Origin of the sequence: Nocardia sp. NPDC127579, from assembly GCF_042672005.1 — a bacterium.
Classification (GTDB): Bacteria; Actinomycetota; Actinomycetes; order Mycobacteriales; family Mycobacteriaceae; genus Nocardia.
In genome coordinates this window covers 983,198-998,383 of record NZ_JBHXVZ010000001.1, presented here as the reverse complement: position 1 = coordinate 998,383, position 15,186 = coordinate 983,198, and the positions used below count along the sequence as shown (strand labels likewise).

The following is a 15,186-nucleotide window of genomic DNA, read 5'->3' as shown; positions in this document are numbered from 1 at the left end:
GTGTCCACTTATGGAGGAGTCATGACCGCCCTGCTGCACCTCGACGCCAGCGCCCGCCGCAACTCCCTGAGCCGGGAGCTCGGCGCCGCCTTCGCCGGTGCCTGGCGCGCCGCGCATCCCGACGGCGACTACCGCTACCGCGACCTCGCCGCCGATCCGGTCCCGTTCATCGGCGAAGCCTGGACCGAACTCTGCGACGGCGTACTCGCCGCCGGCGCAACCGATCTCGACCGGCTGTCGGAACTCGCGCGCACCCCCGCGCAGCGCGCGGCCTGGGCGATCGTGGCGCCGCTGCTGGCCGAGGTGCGGGCCGCCGACGTGGTGCTCATCGGCACCCCGATGTACAACTACTCGATCCCGGCCAGCCTCAAGGCCTGGCTGGACCAGATCACATTTCCGCGAATGTCGTTGGCGCCCACCCGCTTCGTCGTCGTCACCGCCCGCGGCGGGGCGTACGCGCCGGGCGCACCGAAGGCGCGCTTCGACTATCAGGAGCGCTTCCTGCGCGACTTCTTCGCCGGCCACTTCGCCGTCGAGGACACGGTCTTCGTCAACGCCGAGCTGGCCAACGCGCGCCAGGATCCGGCGTTGGCGCACCTGCGCGCACAGCACGACACTTCGTATCGGGCCGCGCTGGACGCGGCGCACACACTGGGCAAGGAGTACTGACATGAACTGGGTCGTCCTGGGCGTCGCGGGCCTGGTCGAGATCATCTGGTCGCAGAGCATCAAGCCGACCGAGAACTTCACCAAACCGCTGCCCACCCTGCTGTGCTTCGTGCTCGGCGCGCTGGCGGTGTATCTGCTCTCGCGCGCCATGCAGACCCTGCCGGTCGGCACCGCCTACGCCGTGTTCACCGGCATCGGCGCGATCGGCGCGATCGGGCTCGGTGTCCTGGTGCACCGGGACCCGATGAGTGTGGGCCGCATGCTGTCGCTGGCTCTGATTCTGGGCGGCATCGTGCTGGCCCGGGTCACCAATCCCGAGTGATGAGTATGGTCGGTCGAATGGATCAGCCAGTTCGGATACCGGATCTGTCCGACCGACCACACCAGCTCACCGTCGAACGGGTGATGGCCGCCTCCCCGGGGCTGTTATACGCGGCCCTGACCCAGGGTTTCGACATCTGGTTCGCCGCGCCCGGCTCGGTGGTGATGAAACCCGCGGTGAACGAACCGTTCTTCTTCGAAACCGAAGTCGAGGGCAAACGCCATCCGCACTATGGGCGCTTCCTGCGTCTGCAACCCGAGCGGGTCGTCGAGTTCACCTGGGTGACCGGCGCCGACGGCACCGAGGGCGCGGAGACCGTGGTCACCATCGAATTCGTGCACCAGCCGCGCGGCATCCGACTTCGGCTGCGGCACAGCGGTTTTCCGAACGAAGCGGCGCGCGACCGGCATCGGGCGGCGTGGCCGCTGGTCTTGGAACAACTGGACCGGCGGACTGCGCCGTGAGCTCAGCGCCCGGAGGCGGTAGCGCAGCGTGACCATGGAGGGCGTAGTGAACGGCGCCGATGATCCCCGCTCGCCGAATAGGCTGGGCGAGTAGGTTTCTTGCGAGCAGATCGAATCACATCGAAAGGACCGTGATGCCAACACGTACCGCCCGCACCGCCTGGACCGGCGGCCTGCAGGATGGCTCCGGACAGGTCGCCCTGGCCAGCTCCGGCGTCGGCAAGTTCGACGTGTCGTTTCCGAAGCGCTCGGCCGAGGACGCCGACGGGACGACCAGCCCGGAGGAGCTCATCGCCGCCGCGCACTCGTCGTGCTTCGCCATGGCGCTGTCCGCGCAGATCGCCAATGCGGGCGGCACCCCGGAGAGCCTGGACGTGACCGCCGACGTCACGCTCGGCCCGGACCCGGCGGGCGGTTTCCGGATCACCGGAATCAACCTGACGGTGCGCGGTCGGGTCTCGGGCCTGGACGCCGACGGTTTCGCCGCCGCCGCGGCCGCCGCCAAGGCCGGTTGCCCGGTCAGCAAGGCGCTGGCCGGCGTCGACAACATCACTCTCGACGCCGCCCTGGCCTGACCGGCAATTCAGCGGATGCTGTCCCGCGTACCGGCGGTGCGCGGGACAGCGCGAGCCTCGAAGTAGGGGCGGGCCGTGCGGTGATACATCGCGGGAATCGCGATCAACACCGCCACTACATGGATGCCCCGGAAGACAGCGATTCCCACGCCGCTCACCGTGATCCCGTCGAACAGATCGCCGACACTGTCGGCGGCGATTACGGCGCGGACCGGTTCGATGAGCAGGGAGGCCAGGCCGAACAGGCCGATCCCGAAGGTCAGTGCGTTCCGAGCCCAGCGAGCACCGTGGGTCATCCGGATCGCGATCGCCAGCACCACCAGGTAGAGCACAGCACGCTGTGCGAGTCCGACAGCGAGCCCGCCCAGTTCGGCATCGGAGCGTTCCAGAGTCAGCGCCGCCCGCGCCAGTGCCTCGGCGACACCGGCCAGCAATGCGACGACGAGCGCGCAGAAGGCGATCGATACCGCGCGTGGCGTCCCGGTCGGCACAGGTGAAAGTTTGTGGGGCCGAACGGAGAAGGCAGTGTCGGTCATGAGACCGACACTGCCTTCTCCGTTCTGGTTTCGGATCAGCCCGCCGTAGCGGCCGGTGCCCCTACCCGGGTACTACCGCGCGTTGCGAATTCGGTCAGGGCGGCGAAGCCGAGACCGAGTGCCGCCCACAGGGTTGCGGTCTGGGCCAGGGAAGCGACCCGGAACTGCCACAGCAGGCTGGCCGGGAAGTCGGCCTGCACCTCGTCGATGCCCGGTAGCGCGACATATCCGATGGTGACGATCGCGACGAATGCCGCTACACCGCCGATCAACCGCAGCGTGCCGGGCTGGGCATGCAGCAGTTTCGCGACGAGAACGCCCGCGCTCACGGCGACGAGGCCGAGAAGCACCGCCGCCACCCACAACCAGGTGCGGTCGCCGATGGTTTCCGGGTCGCCGACCGCGGGTGGGTTCGCCGGGTACTTGAAGAACGGCACCGCCACGATCGCGGCCCAGCCGCCGAGCGCCAACGCGAGCGCGAGAGCGGGCCCGGACAGGGTGCTGAACCGGCGCGCGAAGTGCGCCGCGGCACCGAAGATCGCGCCGAGCGCGAGCCCGGCCAGGCCGAGCGCCAGGAATTGCCCGCCCCGCTGTCCGGTGCGGCTCACCAACGGTTCTTCTTCGTCGCCGTGCGAATGCCCCGCCTGGTCGCCGTGCGAGTGACCCGCGCCGGTCGACTCCGACGCGGCTTCCTCGATGGCGATGGCCGCCTCGATTTTCGGCTCACCGACGAAATAGCCGACGGTCGCGGCCAGCAGACCGGCGATGAGACCGGCCAGCAGACCGCGTAGGAGCAAGCTCTTCAGCGAGTCGTTCAGAGGGGTGGGTGGAATCAGTGGCACGGAAGCCCCAGCAGATGCCGTCCGTCGTGCATCAACTCATGCATGAACATCCCGGTTCGCGAGATGGCGCCCTGATCGAAACCGACCAGGTACAGCGTGAGCAGTGCGAGCAGAACGACACCCACCGTGACGAGCACGGTCGCCAGCGAATCCGAAGCCCGGCTGGGGGTATGCGCGATGGCCATGAGTTCCTCCTTGGGATACGCGTCCCGTCGAGTGGTCCGTGCGATGGGTGCCGGTGTCTGGCTTTCCGGCACCTGGGAGCACCCGGGTGCGTGGATCACAGTGGCGCGACCGCTCCGGCTTCGCACCGGATTCCCGCATCACCCTCGCGTTTGTCCTTCGAACTGTGACAGGCGTGAGCCGCCGCCGTCAACCTTTGGGGGAGACGTCCATCACGACTTCGAACTCCAGCAGCGAGGCGCCGGTGGACACCGGCTTCTTGTCGCCGCTGCCCGCGTGCGCTGCCCGAGCCGGCCCATCCCGCCAGGCCGCGAACGACTCTTCCGAATCCCACTGGGTGACAACGAAATACCGGTTGTCCCCGGCAACGGGGCGCAGCAGCTGGAAGCCGAGGAAGCCCGGCGAGCCCTCCACGGCGTGCGCGCGATGGGCGAATCGCTTCTCCAATTCGGGGCCCGCGCCCTCGGGAACCTCGATCGCGTTGATCTTCACAACAGCCATGTTTGTGAGTGTATGCGGCAGAATCCTGCCGGTGTTATACGACGAAGGCGGGGCCGGAACGCCGATCCTGCTGCTACATGGCTTGATGGGCAGTGCGCGCACCTGGGGCGATCACCTGGACTGGTTGCGCGGGCACGGGCACGTCTACACCTTCGACGCGGCCGGGCACGGGCGACCCGCACCGGCGGAGCTCACCACCGAAGCCTTCGTCACCGATCTGACCGCGGCCACCGCGAGTATCGCCGAACCGATGGTGGTGATCGGTCATTCGATGGGCGGCCTGCACGGCTGGGTGTTCGCCGCGCAGCATCCCGAGCGGGTGCGCGGCCTGGTGGTCGAGGACATCGCACCGGACTTCAAGGGCCGCACCGCCGCCGGCTGGGCCGCCATGATCGAGGCCTGGCCGCAGCCGTTCCCCGACGCCGACGCGGTGCTGGACTACTTCGGCCCGGTCGCTGGACGCTACTTCCTGAACTCCTTCGAGCACGGCCCCGACGGCTACCGGCTGCACGGCTCGGTGGCGACCTTCCGCGATATCTCCGAGGAGTGGGGCACCCGCGACTTCTGGACCGAATGGCAGGCCGTGCGCACACCGTCGCTGCTGCTCGAGGGGGAATACACGATTACGCCGCCCGGGCAGATGCGGGAGATGGCCGCGCTCAACCCGAATGCCACCCACACGCTGATCCGCGCGGCCGGGCACCTGGTCCACGACGACCAGCCCGACCGCTACCGTGCCGAGGTCGAGACCTTCCTGCGCGCGATCCTCGCCTAGCCGGCCCGGTCGCCCTCGCCGGCCAGCGCGAACAACCCGTCGACCGTCTGCTCGATCAATCCGTCGACCAGCAGTGAATCCAGCGCCCGATCCCGCTGTCCCGGATCCCGGGTCCATGCCAGATCCAGGCGTACCCGCTCCACGGGTCCGCTCGCGGCGCGCAGCACGTCCAGCAGGCGTCCGCGAGCCTGCCGATCGGTGCCCTCGTATTTCTGCACCCGGCGCACCACCTGCGAGGCGGGCCGCCCGGCGGCGACCCAGGCACAGTGCGGGAGCGGGCAATTCGCGCACTCCGGGCTGCGCGCGGTGCACACCGTGGCGCCGAGTTCCATGAGAGCGGCCGAGAACTCGGCGGCGCGGGGCACCTCTGTCGGCAGCAGCGCTTCGGTCTCGACCAGATCGCGCGCGGCGGGATTACCGGCCACCGCCTGCCCGTGCACCGCCCGTGCCACCACGCGGCGAACATTGGTGTCCACCACCGGAACTCGCTGCCCGTAGGCGAAACAGGCCACCGCGCGCGCCGTGTACGCACCGATTCCGGGCAGCCCGAGCAGCACGTCCACGTCGGCGGGGACCTCGTCGCCGTGCTGTTCGGCCAGGACGCGCGCGCATTCGTGCAGTCGCATGGCCCGCCGCGGATACCCGAGCTTGCCCCAGGCCCGCAGCACCTCGGCCGGGGCCGAAGCCGCCATCGCCGAGGGCACCGGCCAGCGCGCCACCCACTCCAGCCAGATCGGCTGCACCCGCGCCACCGGCGTCTGCTGGAGCATGATCTCGCTCATCAGGATCTGCCAGGCGGTGACGCCCGGACGTCGCCAGGGCAGATCACGCGCGGTTTCGGCGTACCAGTCCAGTAACACCTCGGCGTCGATTGCCCGAACCTGTCCGGTGGGGATCACTGCACACTCACCATCCCTGCCGCGCCGCGGCGAGTCGATATTTGCCGCGCCGTTACGCGACGGACTCGTTGGTAACCATTGCCTTGTGCACAATGGACCGTATGCCTCGTTCAAACCCGATCAGTGCCTGGAAGTCTCTGCGTGAAGGCAATGACCGCTTCATGAGCGGCAACCTGCTGCATCCTAGCCAAGGTGCGGCGGACCGAGCCAAGCTCGTGGGCGGCCAGCAGCCGTCCGCGATCCTGTTCGGCTGCGGCGACTCACGTGTGGCCGCCGAGCTGATCTTCGATCAGGGCCTCGGCCAGATGTTCGTCGTGCGCACCGCCGGTCACGTCGTCGACGGCTCGGTGCTCGGCTCGATCGAATACGGCGTCCAGGTGCTGAACGTGCCGCTGATCGTGGTCCTCGGCCACGACAGCTGCGGCGCGGTGAAGGCGACCATCGACGCCCTCGATGGCGGCGAGGTCCCCGGCGGTTTCATCCGCAACCTGGTCGAGAAGGTCGCGCCGTCGATTCTGCTCGGCCGCCGCGAAGGGCTCACCACGGTGGACGAGCTCGAGGCCCGGCATGTGGTGGAGACCAGCCTTCTGCTGGCGGAACGGTCGATGGTCATCGCGGACCGGGTCGCCAAGGGCCAACTCGCCATCGCGTGCGTGACCTACAAGCTCGCCGAAGGCAAGGCCGTCCTGCAACGGGTGGTCGGCAATATAGGCGAAGCGGCCTGACCTGGCACGATCGCCGGATCTGCACTGACGCGGCAACCGCCCGCGACTCGACACGCCGTGGCCGGAGAGTCCGGTTGCCCAGCCCTGCGCTTACCGTTGGGGCATGCTGGAACCGACTGGACCGCTGCCTCCGGAGATCTACTGGCGTCGTCGTGTTTTCGCTATCGGGATACTCGTATTCGCCGTCGCGCTGGTCATCTGGCTGGTGATGATGATCGCGCGGGGCGGCGGCGATCCGTCCGGTGACCCGAAACCGGCCGCGGCCAGCGCCACCTCGGCGGAGGCGAAACCGGGCGAGACCAAGCCTTCCTACACCACCGACGCGGCGGCGCCCAGCGCGTCGGCCAGCGCCCCCGCGGCGCCGGTGGCGCAGGGGCAGTGTTCGGATCAGTCGCTCGCGGTGAAGGTGACGGTGGAGCAGCCCACCTACAAATCCGGTGAGCAGCCGGTCTTCGGCATCGTGATCACCAATATCTCCTCGACACCGTGCTCGCGGGATGTCGGCTCGGGGTTGCAGCAGATCTCGGTGTTCTCCCTCGACGGTCAGAAGCGCCTGTGGTCCAGCACCGACTGCTACCCGGACGGGCAGCCCGATGTGCGCACCCTGAACCGGGGCGAGCAGGCGGCGTTCCAGGTCACCTGGTCGGGGTCGACTTCGCAGCCGAATTGCGCGGGCGCGCGGGTGCCGGTCCATTCCGGCGCGTATTCGGTTGTGGCACAGCTCGGTTCGGTGCGCAGCGCAGCCGAGCCGTTCAATATCGCCTGAGGGTCAGAAGGACGGTTCCGGCTGCTTCGTCTTGCGCTTCCCACGCGGGATTCCGGTGACCCGGATGGCCGCGCTCAGATCGGCCACCTCGTGGATCTTCATGGCGGACCCCTTGGCGCGGGTAGTGCCCGGCGGCACCACCGCGTCGGTGAAGCCGAGCCGCTCGGCCTCGGCCAGCCGACGGTCGATACCCGGGACCTTGCGCACCTCGCCCGCCAGCCCGACCTCACCCAGGATCACCCAGCCCGGCGGTAGTGCCTCCTCCGCGACCGCGCTGGCCAGCGCCAGGGCGATGGCCAGATCAGCGGTCGGCTCGACCAGCCGCATGCCGCCGACCGTGGCGGCGTACACATCGTGCTTACCGACGAAAACCTTGGCGCGACTCTGCAATACGGCCAGCACCATGGCCACCCGGTTGTAGTCGAGCCCGCTCACCGCGCGGCGCGGCTGCGGTATCTCGGTTTCCACCGTCAGCCCCTGCACCTCGGCCACGAGGGGCCGCTTGCCGTCCATGGCGACCGTGACGGCCGTGCCCGACACCGATTCGGTCCGGTGGTGCAGGAACAGGCCGGACGGGTCGTCCACGCAGGAGATGCCGTCCTCGTGCAATTCGAAACAGCCCACCTCGTCGGCGCTGCCGAAACGGTTCTTGATGCCGCGCAGCATGCGCAGGGTGGAGTTCTTGTCGCCCTCGAATTGGAGCACCACGTCGACCAGGTGCTCGAGCGTGCGCGGGCCTGCCACGTTCCCGTCCTTGGTGACGTGCCCGACCAGCAGCACCGCGATCCCGCTCGCCTTGGCCAACGAGGTGAGCGCGGAGGTCACCGCGCGCACCTGGGTGACACCGCCGATCACGCCGTCGACCTCAGGGGCCAGCATGGTCTGTACCGAATCGACCACCAGCAGGGTGGGCCGCACCTGATCGACATGCCCCAGCAGGATCGACAGGTCCGATTCGGCGGCCAGGTAGACCCGTTCGTGCACCGCGCCGGTGCGGTCGGCCCGCAATCGCACCTGGCCCGCCGACTCCTCCGCGGTCACGTACAGGGCGGTCTCGGCGCGCTGGCTGGCCCAGCGGTAGGCCACCTCGAGCAGCAGCGTCGACTTGCCGACGCCGGGCTCACCGGACAGCAGCACCACCGAGCCCGCGACCACGCCGCCGCCGAGCACCCGGTCCAATTCGCTCACTCCGGACGAGCGGGCCTGAGTGACCTTGGAGTTGATCGCGGAGATCGGGGCGGCCGCGGTGCTGGGCAGCATGGCCCGGCGCGCGGGACCCGCCGCGGTGGCCGAGACCGCCACCTCGTCCACCGTGCCCCAGGCGCCGCAATCGGGGCACTTGCCGACCCACTTGGCTACCTCGTGGGAACAGGCGGAGCACCGGAAGATCGGCTTGTTCTTGGCCACACGCGCACCTTACGGAGCGGCACCGACAAAACGAAGGCCGCCGCACCCGGAGGTGCGACGGCCTGCGTGCTGCCGGGTGGCTCAGTGCCCGCCGCCGTGGCCCTCTTCGGCCGGGCCGGACTTGTCGGTCACCTTGCGCTCGGTGTCCGCGGCGTCGACCGGCACGTCGACGACCACGGTGCCGTTGTTCTTGAAGTTGAACCGGACCTTGTAGGTCAGGCCGGGGGTGATGTCCTTGGTCAGCCCGCTGATCTCGATCAGGGCCGGGGTGGCGGCGGTATCGCCGGTCGCCGGCTTGGGCGCGGTGGTCGGCGCGGCGTGCCCGTCGCCGTGCGAATCGGGGGCGTGCGAGTCGTCCGTGGCGGCCGCACCGGCCGGCGCGGTGGCGGTGAGCACGCTCTGCTGCGGCTTCAGCACCAGGGCGGTCTGGCCGGTCGGCGGGGTCACCTTGACCGGGCCCAGTTCGGTGTCGACGCTGGTGAGTTCGTCGGTGACCGTCTCGCTCAGGTTCACGATGGACAGCGCGATCAGCGCCTTCTCGCCCTTGACGTTGGTGTAGCCGTTGCCGGGGAAGACGATGTGCACATTGCGCAGCGCGATCTTCTCGACATCGGCGCTGTTGCCGTTGACCGCGGCGACCTGGTCGGCGGTCTGCGAGATCTGCCCCGCACTACAGCCGGTCAGCGTCAGCGCCGCGCTCGCGGCGAGTGCGGCAACCGCGACCATGCGTCGGTTCACAGCATTCAGGGCAGTCACGGGTTGTCCTCCATGTCGACCGGGCTCCGCTACAGAGAGTAGTAGGACAGCAGCGTAATAGCTGACTCCGCGACCGTGAATGTCGGGTTGTGTTGGCCCCGATGGCATGCGTCACGAATCGTTTGCCGCGCCCGAGCCGTGGGCATCTGTTGGATAACGGTTCACCACCGTCTGTTCCGGTTGCCGAGCGGCTGCCAGAAGGGTTCAGGGGGCTGGGCGGGGAATGTGCGTGCGGATAACTCGTTGTGCCACAACGTAATGCACACCACGCCCGTTCTGTCAACCCCTTGGATATGCTCGTTGTGGCCCTGACCTGCACAGTTGATCGCGCCGTTACCGAGTCGCATGTTAAACTGTGAACATCGAAAGGGGCACGGGACACATGATTTTTAAGGTCGGAGACACCGTCGTTTACCCCCACCACGGAGCGGCGCTGATCGAAGCAATCGAGACTCGCACCATCAAGGGCGTGCAGAAAGAGTATCTGGTCCTAAAGGTCGCACAGGGCGATCTGACTGTTCGCGTTCCTGCGGAGAACGCCGAATACGTCGGTGTGCGCGATGTCGTCGGCCAGGAGGGTCTCGATCGAGTCTTCCAGGTACTGCGTGCGCCGCATACCGAAGAGCCGACCAACTGGTCACGGCGCTACAAGGCCAATCTGGAGAAGCTGGCCTCCGGCGATGTGAACAAGGTGGCCGAGGTCGTTCGCGATCTGTGGCGTCGTGAGCAGGATCGCGGCCTGTCCGCGGGTGAGAAGCGCATGCTGGCCAAGGCGCGGCAGATCCTGGTCGGTGAGCTCGCACTCGCCGAGGGCACCGACGACGGCAAAGCCGAGACGCTGCTCGACGAGGTCCTCGCAGCGGCTTCCTGACGTGTGAGCACTGAACATTCCGACAGCGACGCTGCCGTCGTTGCCTTGGTTCCTGCCGCCGGTCGGGGCGTTCGTCTGGGTGAATCGACACCCAAGGCGTTCGTCACGGTCGGCGGCACACCTATGGTGCGCCTGGCCGTCGACGGTCTGATCGCCTCGGGAGCGGTCGACCGGATCATCGTCATGGTCCCCGAGGAATTGGTCGAGGCCGCAGTCGCCCTGCTGCCCGCCTTCGACCCCGCGGGTGGACCGCGCGCCGACGACTCGGCGCGGCATGGCTGTGGGGGATTTCTCCCGCGCAGCAAGGTGCAGGTCGTGGTCGGCGGCGCCGAGCGCACCGATTCGGTGCGCGCCGGTATCGCTGCCGCTCCCGAAGCCGCCCATTTCCTGGTGCACGATGCCGCGCGGGCGCTCACCCCGCCCGCGCTGATCGCGCAGGTCGCTGCCGAGCTGCGTGCCGGGCACCCCGCGGTCGTGCCCGCGCTGCCCGTGGTCGACACGATCAAATCCATCGACGCGACCGGCCTGGTGACCGGCACCCCCGATCGCAGTGAACTGCGCGCGATCCAGACGCCGCAGGGATTTTCCGCCGAGCTGCTGCGTGCCGCCTACGCGCTCGATGTGCAGACCACCGATGACGCGGGCCTGGTCGAATTGCTCGGCGCCAAGGTGCGCACCATTCCCGGCGATTCGCTGGCTTTCAAGATCACCACGCCGCTGGATCTGCTGCTGGCCGAGCAACTGAGGACCCGGTGACCATGCGCGTAGGTATCGGCAGCGACGTCCATCCGATCGAGGTGGGCCGCCCGTGCTGGATGGCGGGTCTGCTGTTCGACGGCGACGACGGCTGCGCGGGTCACTCCGACGGCGATGTCGCGGCGCACGCGCTGTGCGACGCGCTCCTGTCCGCCGCCGGGCTCGGCGATGTCGGCGCGGTGTTCGGCACCGGCCGGCCCGAGTGGGCGAATGTCTCCGGCGCCGCCATGCTCACCGAAGTCGTCCGGCTGTTGGACGAGGCCGGATTCGATGTTGTCAATGCGGCTGTACAGGTGATCGGGAATCGGCCGAAGATCGGTCCGCGCCGCGCCGAGGCGCAAAAAGTGCTCGGTGAATTGCTCGGTGCCCCGGTTTCGGTGTCCGGCACCACCACCGACGGCCTCGGATTGACCGGTCGCGGCGAAGGCGTCGCGGCAATAGCCACCGCTTTGCTCTGTACTCGCTGACTTCGCCGCCGGGGGGCGCGGCGAGGTGCTTTCAGGACCAGCCCGGAATACGCGGTGCCGAGGGTGCCGCGAAAACAACACCAACTAGGATCGAATGCCGTGACTCTGCGCCTTTTTGACACCGCCACGCGGACCATGCGCGAATTCGCGCCGCTGGTTCCCGGCCGTGCGTCGGTGTACCTCTGTGGCGCCACTGTCCAGGGGGAACCGCACATCGGCCATGTGCGCAGCGGAGTCGCCTTCGACGTGCTGCGGCGCTGGCTGCAAGCCCACGACTACGACGTGCTCTTCGTCCGCAATGTCACCGACATCGAGGACAAGATCCTGACCAAGGCGGCCGAGGCAGGCCGGCCCTGGTGGGAGTGGGCGGCCACCTACGAGCGCGCCTTCCAGCAGGCCTACCGGCTGCTCGGCGTGCAGGCGCCGTCCATCGAGCCCAGAGCGACCGGGCACATCACCCAGATGGTCGAGTTGATGCAGCGCCTGATCGATCGCGGGCACGCCTACGCCTCGGCGGGCAATGTCTATTTCGACGTGGTCAGCTTCCCCGACTACGGCGCGCTCTCCGGGCATAAGCTCGAGGACGTCCACCAGGGCGAGAGCGCGGGCCAGGGCAAACGGGACCCGCGCGATTTCACGCTGTGGAAGGCTGCCAAACCCGGTGAGCCGCACTGGCCGTCGCCGTGGGGGCCGGGCCGGCCCGGCTGGCATCTGGAGTGCTCGGCGATGGCCGAGGCCTATCTCGGCGCGGAATTCGATATCCACTGCGGCGGCATGGATCTGGTCTTCCCGCACCATGAGAACGAGATCGCGCAATCCAAGGCCGCCGGGGACGGTTTCGCCCGGTACTGGCTGCACAACGGCTGGGTGACCATGGGCGGCGAGAAGATGTCCAAATCGCTGGGCAATGTGCTCTCGGTGCCGAATGTGCTCAAACGTGTTCGCGCCGTGGAACTTCGCTATTACCTCGGTGGCGTCAATTATCGGTCCATGCTGGAGTATTCGGACAAGGCGCTCAATGACGCCGCACTCGAATACCAGCGGATCGAGGCTTTCGTACACCGGGTGATCGAGCGCGCGGGCGAGGTCCCGGTCGGCAAATGGACCCCGGAATTCGCCGAGGCCATGGACGACGATCTCGCGGTGCCGCGCGCCCGCGCCGAGATCCACCGGGTGATGACCGAAGGCAACAAGGCGCTGGACGCCGGTGAACTCGAGTCCGCCCGCGAGCTGTGCGGTCAGGTCCGGGCCATGCTGAACATTCTCGGCGTCTGCCCGCTGGACCCGCTGTGGCATACGCCCAAGGATTCCTCGGCGGCGCTGGATGCCCTGGACGTGCTGGTGCGCGCCGAGCTGGAACGGCGCCAGCAGGCGCGGGCGAACAAGGATTGGCCGAGCGCGGACGCGGCCCGGGACCGGTTGATCTCCGCCGGCATCGAAGTGACCGATACACCCACCGGTCCGGAATGGTCTCTGGGCTCCTCGGGAAAGGCCGACGACTAAATGGCAGGCAATTCACAGCGCAAAGGGGCTATTCGCAAGGGCGGCACCAAGAAGGGCGCCGTCGTCGGTTCCGGCGGCAAACGACGGCGCGGGCTGGAAGGCCGCGGCGCCACACCGCCGGCCGAGGCGCGCACCAAGCACCCAGCGGCCAAACGCGCCGCGGCCAAGGCCAAGGCGGCGGCCAAGTCCGCGTCCGGTCGTACCCCCGGGCGTCCGAGTACCCGCAAGGGTGACGACGGCCCCGAGTTGGTGCTCGGCCGCAATCCGGTGGTGGAGTGCCTGCGCGCCGGTGTGCCCGCGACCGCGCTGTATGTCGCGGTCGGCACCGACAATGACGACCGCCTCACCGAGAGCGTGAAAATCGCCGCGGACGCCGGGATTTCGATCCTGGAGGTGCCGCGCACCGATCTGGATCGGCTCAGCGCCAACGGAATGCACCAGGGCGTCGCGCTCCAGGTGCCGCCCTACCGCTATGCCCACCCGGACGACCTGGTGGAGCGGGTGCGCGGCGGAGGCGAACCGGCGCTGCTGGTGGCGCTGGACAATATCTCCGATCCGCGTAACCTCGGCGCGGTCGTCCGCTCGGTGGCCGCGTTCGGTGGCCAGGGTGTGCTGATCCCGTCGCGCCGCAGTGCCAGCGTCACCGCGGTGGCCTGGCGCACGAGTGCGGGTGCGGCGGCTCGGCTTCCGGTCGCGCGCGCCACGAATCTGACTCGCACGCTGAAGGATTGGGCCGCCAAGGGCTATCAGATCGTCGGCTTGGACGCGGGCGGCGATACCACCCTGGACACCTTCGACGGCAGCACCGACACCGTCATCGTGGTCGGTTCGGAGGGCAAGGGCCTGTCCCGGTTGGTTCGCGAAACCTGCGATTCCATCCTGAGCATCCCGATGGCGGGCCCGGTCGAGTCGCTGAACGCCTCGGTCGCGGCGGGTGTCGTCCTCTCGGAAGTGGCTCGCCAGCGCCGGATGTAGCCCGGTCCGAACACGCGGTGCCGAAGGCACCGCCGAAAACATCGGCGTCACCGTAGAATTCGGTTCGTGGTCATCCCCGAAGCGAACCTTGGCCAGCCCATCGAGCACCCGCAGGCGAACATGGTGCTCTTTCTCGGCGCCGCCAGCATCTTCTGCTGCGGTGCGCTGGGGCCGGTGGCGTGGGCGCTGGGCCGCCGCGCGCTCGATCAGATCGAGACGTCCGGGGGTGCGTACGGTGGCCGAGCCCAGGTCCTGGTCGGGTACTCGCTCGGAATCGTCGGCACCGTGCTCATGGTGCTCATGGCCATCCTGTTCATCCTGATCGCCCTGGGCGGCGGAGCCTGACGTTCAGTCGAGGACGGGGCGCTCATTGTCGCGCCCGGTGTCCCACGCGGGCCATTCCGAGGTGACGCTGCCCGTCCACTGTGGTTGGCGGCGATCGCGGAACGCCGCCATCGCCTCGCCGCCGTCGACGCTCTTGGCGACGTGCTGATTCAGATCGGTCTCCAGCTGCCCGACCATGGCCGGGCTCATGCCCAAGCCTTCCCACATGAGCCGTTTCGTCAACGCGACCGGCAGTGGGGCCGAACCGTTGGCGAGATCGTGCGCCACCGCGAGCGCGGTCGGCAGCACCTCGGCCGCGTTCAGGCAGCTGTTGGCCAGCCCCATCGCCTTGGCTTCCTCGCCGTCGAAGGTGCGCCCGGTCAGCATGATGTCGGCGGCATTGGCCATGCCGACCAGCCGGGGCAGCGTCCAGTGCGCGTAACCATCGGCAAGCACGCCGCGGCGGACCTGGTTCAGGCCGTACACCGCGTCGGCGGCCATGTACCGCAGATCGCATTGCAGGGCCAGCGCCAGGCCGATGCCGACCGCGTGGCCGTTCACCGCGGCGATCACCGGTTTGCGCACCTGCCACGGCGGCGGATCGATGGTGGCGCTGACCTCACCGGTCCGGTTGGACAGGTCCGCGCCCGCGCAGAACGCGGGCGGCGTCCCCGTGATGACGACCACGCGGATCGCGTCCTCCGCGTCGCATCGATGTAGCGCGGCGCTCAGTTCGGCGGCCATCGCCGGCGTGACGGCGTTCTGCTGGGCGGGCCGGTGAAGCGTGAGCACGGCGATGCCCGCGGAGACATCGACGAGCAGTTCCGAACTCATGACACAGCATGGTAGCCGGGTGGGCGGGCGCGCGAG

The 15,186-nt window shown here is 68.6% G+C and carries 21 protein-coding genes and 1 riboswitch; of the genes, 13 read left to right on the top strand and 8 right to left on the bottom strand.

Annotation, left to right across the window (positions count from 1 at the left end; genetic code table 11):
* The first annotated feature begins 21 nt into the window (after positions 1-21).
* From ACFVMC_RS04125 to ACFVMC_RS04110, 4 genes are all read left to right on the top strand, one after another.
* Complete coding sequence (locus tag ACFVMC_RS04125; protein WP_379206684.1) at positions 22-669, top strand: FMN-dependent NADH-azoreductase; 648 nt, start codon at positions 22-24, stop codon at positions 667-669.
* A gap of 1 nt (position 670) precedes the next feature.
* Positions 671-991, top strand: a complete 321-nt coding sequence (locus ACFVMC_RS04120) for a DMT family transporter (RefSeq protein ID WP_379206682.1) — start codon at positions 671-673, stop codon at positions 989-991.
* Between the two features lie 17 nt (positions 992-1,008).
* Positions 1,009-1,455, top strand: a complete 447-nt coding sequence (locus ACFVMC_RS04115; RefSeq protein ID WP_379206680.1) for an SRPBCC domain-containing protein — start codon at positions 1,009-1,011, stop codon at positions 1,453-1,455.
* Between the two features lie 134 nt (positions 1,456-1,589).
* Complete coding sequence (locus ACFVMC_RS04110; RefSeq protein ID WP_379206678.1) at positions 1,590-2,030, top strand: OsmC family peroxiredoxin; 441 nt, start codon at positions 1,590-1,592, stop codon at positions 2,028-2,030.
* 8 nt (positions 2,031-2,038) lie between these two features.
* Here the strand turns inward: ACFVMC_RS04110 and ACFVMC_RS04105 are convergent, their stop codons facing one another.
* The 4 genes from ACFVMC_RS04105 to ACFVMC_RS04090 all read right to left on the bottom strand — a co-directional run bounded on the left by ACFVMC_RS04105 (position 2,039) and on the right by ACFVMC_RS04090 (position 4,092).
* A complete protein-coding gene (locus tag ACFVMC_RS04105; protein ID WP_379206676.1) occupies positions 2,039-2,521 on the bottom strand; it encodes a hypothetical protein in 483 nt (160 codons plus the stop codon).
* 80 nt (positions 2,522-2,601) lie between these two features.
* Complete coding sequence (locus ACFVMC_RS04100; RefSeq protein WP_379206675.1) at positions 2,602-3,408, bottom strand: CbtA family protein; 807 nt, start codon at positions 3,406-3,408, stop codon at positions 2,602-2,604.
* Entirely contained in the window at positions 3,399-3,593 is a 195-nt protein-coding gene (locus ACFVMC_RS04095; RefSeq protein ID WP_379206673.1) for a CbtB-domain containing protein, read from the bottom strand. Before ACFVMC_RS04095 ends, ACFVMC_RS04100 begins: the two co-directional genes overlap by 10 nt.
* Positions 3,594-3,623: 30 nt before the next feature.
* Positions 3,624-3,791, bottom strand: a riboswitch (cobalamin riboswitch).
* Positions 3,781-4,092 (bottom strand): antibiotic biosynthesis monooxygenase family protein, encoded by a 312-nt coding sequence (locus tag ACFVMC_RS04090; RefSeq protein WP_379206672.1) that lies wholly within the window; start codon positions 4,090-4,092, stop codon positions 3,781-3,783. It overlaps the preceding riboswitch by 11 nt.
* Positions 4,093-4,123: 31 nt before the next feature.
* Between ACFVMC_RS04090 and ACFVMC_RS04085 the strand changes: the two genes are divergently transcribed.
* Positions 4,124-4,867, top strand: coding sequence for an alpha/beta fold hydrolase (locus tag ACFVMC_RS04085; RefSeq protein WP_379206670.1), 744 nt, complete (start codon positions 4,124-4,126; stop codon positions 4,865-4,867).
* Here the strand turns inward: ACFVMC_RS04085 and ACFVMC_RS04080 are convergent.
* Complete coding sequence (locus ACFVMC_RS04080; protein ID WP_379206668.1) at positions 4,864-5,766, bottom strand: A/G-specific adenine glycosylase; 903 nt, start codon at positions 5,764-5,766, stop codon at positions 4,864-4,866. The genes ACFVMC_RS04085 and ACFVMC_RS04080 overlap by 4 nt on opposite strands.
* Positions 5,767-5,867: 101 nt before the next feature.
* Between ACFVMC_RS04080 and ACFVMC_RS04075 the strand changes: the two genes are divergently transcribed.
* Both ACFVMC_RS04075 and ACFVMC_RS04070 read left to right on the top strand, forming a co-directional pair.
* On the top strand, positions 5,868-6,491 hold the full coding sequence (locus ACFVMC_RS04075; protein WP_379206667.1) for a carbonic anhydrase: 624 nt from the start codon (positions 5,868-5,870) through the stop codon (positions 6,489-6,491).
* 103 nt (positions 6,492-6,594) lie between these two features.
* The gene (locus ACFVMC_RS04070) at positions 6,595-7,257 is read left to right on the top strand and encodes a hypothetical protein (protein ID WP_379206665.1); all 663 of its coding nucleotides are present in this window, start codon (positions 6,595-6,597) and stop codon (positions 7,255-7,257) included.
* 3 nt (positions 7,258-7,260) lie between these two features.
* Here the strand turns inward: ACFVMC_RS04070 and radA are convergent, their stop codons facing one another.
* Together radA and ACFVMC_RS04060 are read right to left on the bottom strand one after the other, a co-directional pair.
* On the bottom strand, positions 7,261-8,664 hold the full coding sequence (gene radA / locus ACFVMC_RS04065; protein WP_379206663.1) for a DNA repair protein RadA: 1,404 nt from the start codon (positions 8,662-8,664) through the stop codon (positions 7,261-7,263).
* 81 nt (positions 8,665-8,745) lie between these two features.
* Complete coding sequence (locus tag ACFVMC_RS04060) at positions 8,746-9,420, bottom strand: hypothetical protein (RefSeq protein ID WP_379206661.1); 675 nt, start codon at positions 9,418-9,420, stop codon at positions 8,746-8,748.
* Between the two features lie 382 nt (positions 9,421-9,802).
* On the opposite strand from ACFVMC_RS04060, the gene carD reads away from it, so the two are divergent.
* The 6 genes from carD (at position 9,803) to ACFVMC_RS04030 (ending at position 14,337) form a co-directional block, all read left to right on the top strand.
* The gene (gene carD, locus ACFVMC_RS04055) at positions 9,803-10,291 is read left to right on the top strand and encodes an RNA polymerase-binding transcription factor CarD (RefSeq protein WP_040686206.1); all 489 of its coding nucleotides are present in this window, start codon (positions 9,803-9,805) and stop codon (positions 10,289-10,291) included.
* A 3-nt stretch (positions 10,292-10,294) separates the two neighbouring features.
* Positions 10,295-11,047 carry a 2-C-methyl-D-erythritol 4-phosphate cytidylyltransferase gene (gene ispD, locus ACFVMC_RS04050; protein WP_379206659.1) on the top strand — a complete coding sequence of 251 codons (753 nt, stop codon included), beginning with the start codon at positions 10,295-10,297 and terminating at the stop codon, positions 11,045-11,047.
* Between the two features lie 2 nt (positions 11,048-11,049).
* Positions 11,050-11,514: a 2-C-methyl-D-erythritol 2,4-cyclodiphosphate synthase gene (gene ispF / locus ACFVMC_RS04045; RefSeq protein ID WP_379207803.1), complete on the top strand. Its 465-nt coding sequence runs from the start codon at positions 11,050-11,052 to the stop codon at positions 11,512-11,514.
* Between the two features lie 99 nt (positions 11,515-11,613).
* Entirely contained in the window at positions 11,614-13,017 is a 1,404-nt protein-coding gene (gene cysS, locus ACFVMC_RS04040) for a cysteine--tRNA ligase (RefSeq protein ID WP_379206657.1), read from the top strand.
* Positions 13,018-13,992 carry a 23S rRNA (guanosine(2251)-2'-O)-methyltransferase RlmB gene (rlmB, locus tag ACFVMC_RS04035; protein ID WP_379206656.1) on the top strand — a complete coding sequence of 325 codons (975 nt, stop codon included), beginning with the start codon at positions 13,018-13,020 and terminating at the stop codon, positions 13,990-13,992.
* 66 nt (positions 13,993-14,058) lie between these two features.
* A complete protein-coding gene (locus ACFVMC_RS04030; protein WP_379206654.1) occupies positions 14,059-14,337 on the top strand; it encodes a DUF4190 domain-containing protein in 279 nt (92 codons plus the stop codon).
* A 3-nt stretch (positions 14,338-14,340) separates the two neighbouring features.
* Here the strand turns inward: ACFVMC_RS04030 and ACFVMC_RS04025 are convergent, their stop codons facing one another.
* Entirely contained in the window at positions 14,341-15,150 is an 810-nt protein-coding gene (locus ACFVMC_RS04025) for an enoyl-CoA hydratase/isomerase family protein (protein ID WP_379206652.1), read from the bottom strand.
* Positions 15,151-15,186 lie beyond the last annotated feature (36 nt).

What these genes read in the sequence shown, in the direction of transcription:
- ACFVMC_RS04125 (WP_379206684.1), top strand. Translation starts at nt 22, where the DNA reads ATGACCGCCCTGCTGCACCTCGACGCCAGCGCCCGCCGCAACTCCCTG.
- ACFVMC_RS04025 (WP_379206652.1), bottom strand. Translation starts at nt 15,150, where the DNA reads ATGAGTTCGGAACTGCTCGTCGATGTCTCCGCGGGCATCGCCGTGCTC.
- carD (WP_040686206.1), top strand. Translation starts at nt 9,803, where the DNA reads ATGATTTTTAAGGTCGGAGACACCGTCGTTTACCCCCACCACGGAGCG.
- ACFVMC_RS04120 (WP_379206682.1), top strand. Translation starts at nt 671, where the DNA reads ATGAACTGGGTCGTCCTGGGCGTCGCGGGCCTGGTCGAGATCATCTGG.
- ACFVMC_RS04095 (WP_379206673.1), bottom strand. Translation starts at nt 3,593, where the DNA reads ATGGCCATCGCGCATACCCCCAGCCGGGCTTCGGATTCGCTGGCGACC.
- ACFVMC_RS04115 (WP_379206680.1), top strand. Translation starts at nt 1,009, where the DNA reads ATGGATCAGCCAGTTCGGATACCGGATCTGTCCGACCGACCACACCAG.
- ACFVMC_RS04070 (WP_379206665.1), top strand. Translation starts at nt 6,595, where the DNA reads ATGCTGGAACCGACTGGACCGCTGCCTCCGGAGATCTACTGGCGTCGT.
- ispF (WP_379207803.1), top strand. Translation starts at nt 11,050, where the DNA reads ATGCGCGTAGGTATCGGCAGCGACGTCCATCCGATCGAGGTGGGCCGC.
- ACFVMC_RS04075 (WP_379206667.1), top strand. Translation starts at nt 5,868, where the DNA reads ATGCCTCGTTCAAACCCGATCAGTGCCTGGAAGTCTCTGCGTGAAGGC.
- rlmB (WP_379206656.1), top strand. Translation starts at nt 13,018, where the DNA reads ATGGCAGGCAATTCACAGCGCAAAGGGGCTATTCGCAAGGGCGGCACC.
- ACFVMC_RS04110 (WP_379206678.1), top strand. Translation starts at nt 1,590, where the DNA reads ATGCCAACACGTACCGCCCGCACCGCCTGGACCGGCGGCCTGCAGGAT.
- ACFVMC_RS04090 (WP_379206672.1), bottom strand. Translation starts at nt 4,092, where the DNA reads ATGGCTGTTGTGAAGATCAACGCGATCGAGGTTCCCGAGGGCGCGGGC.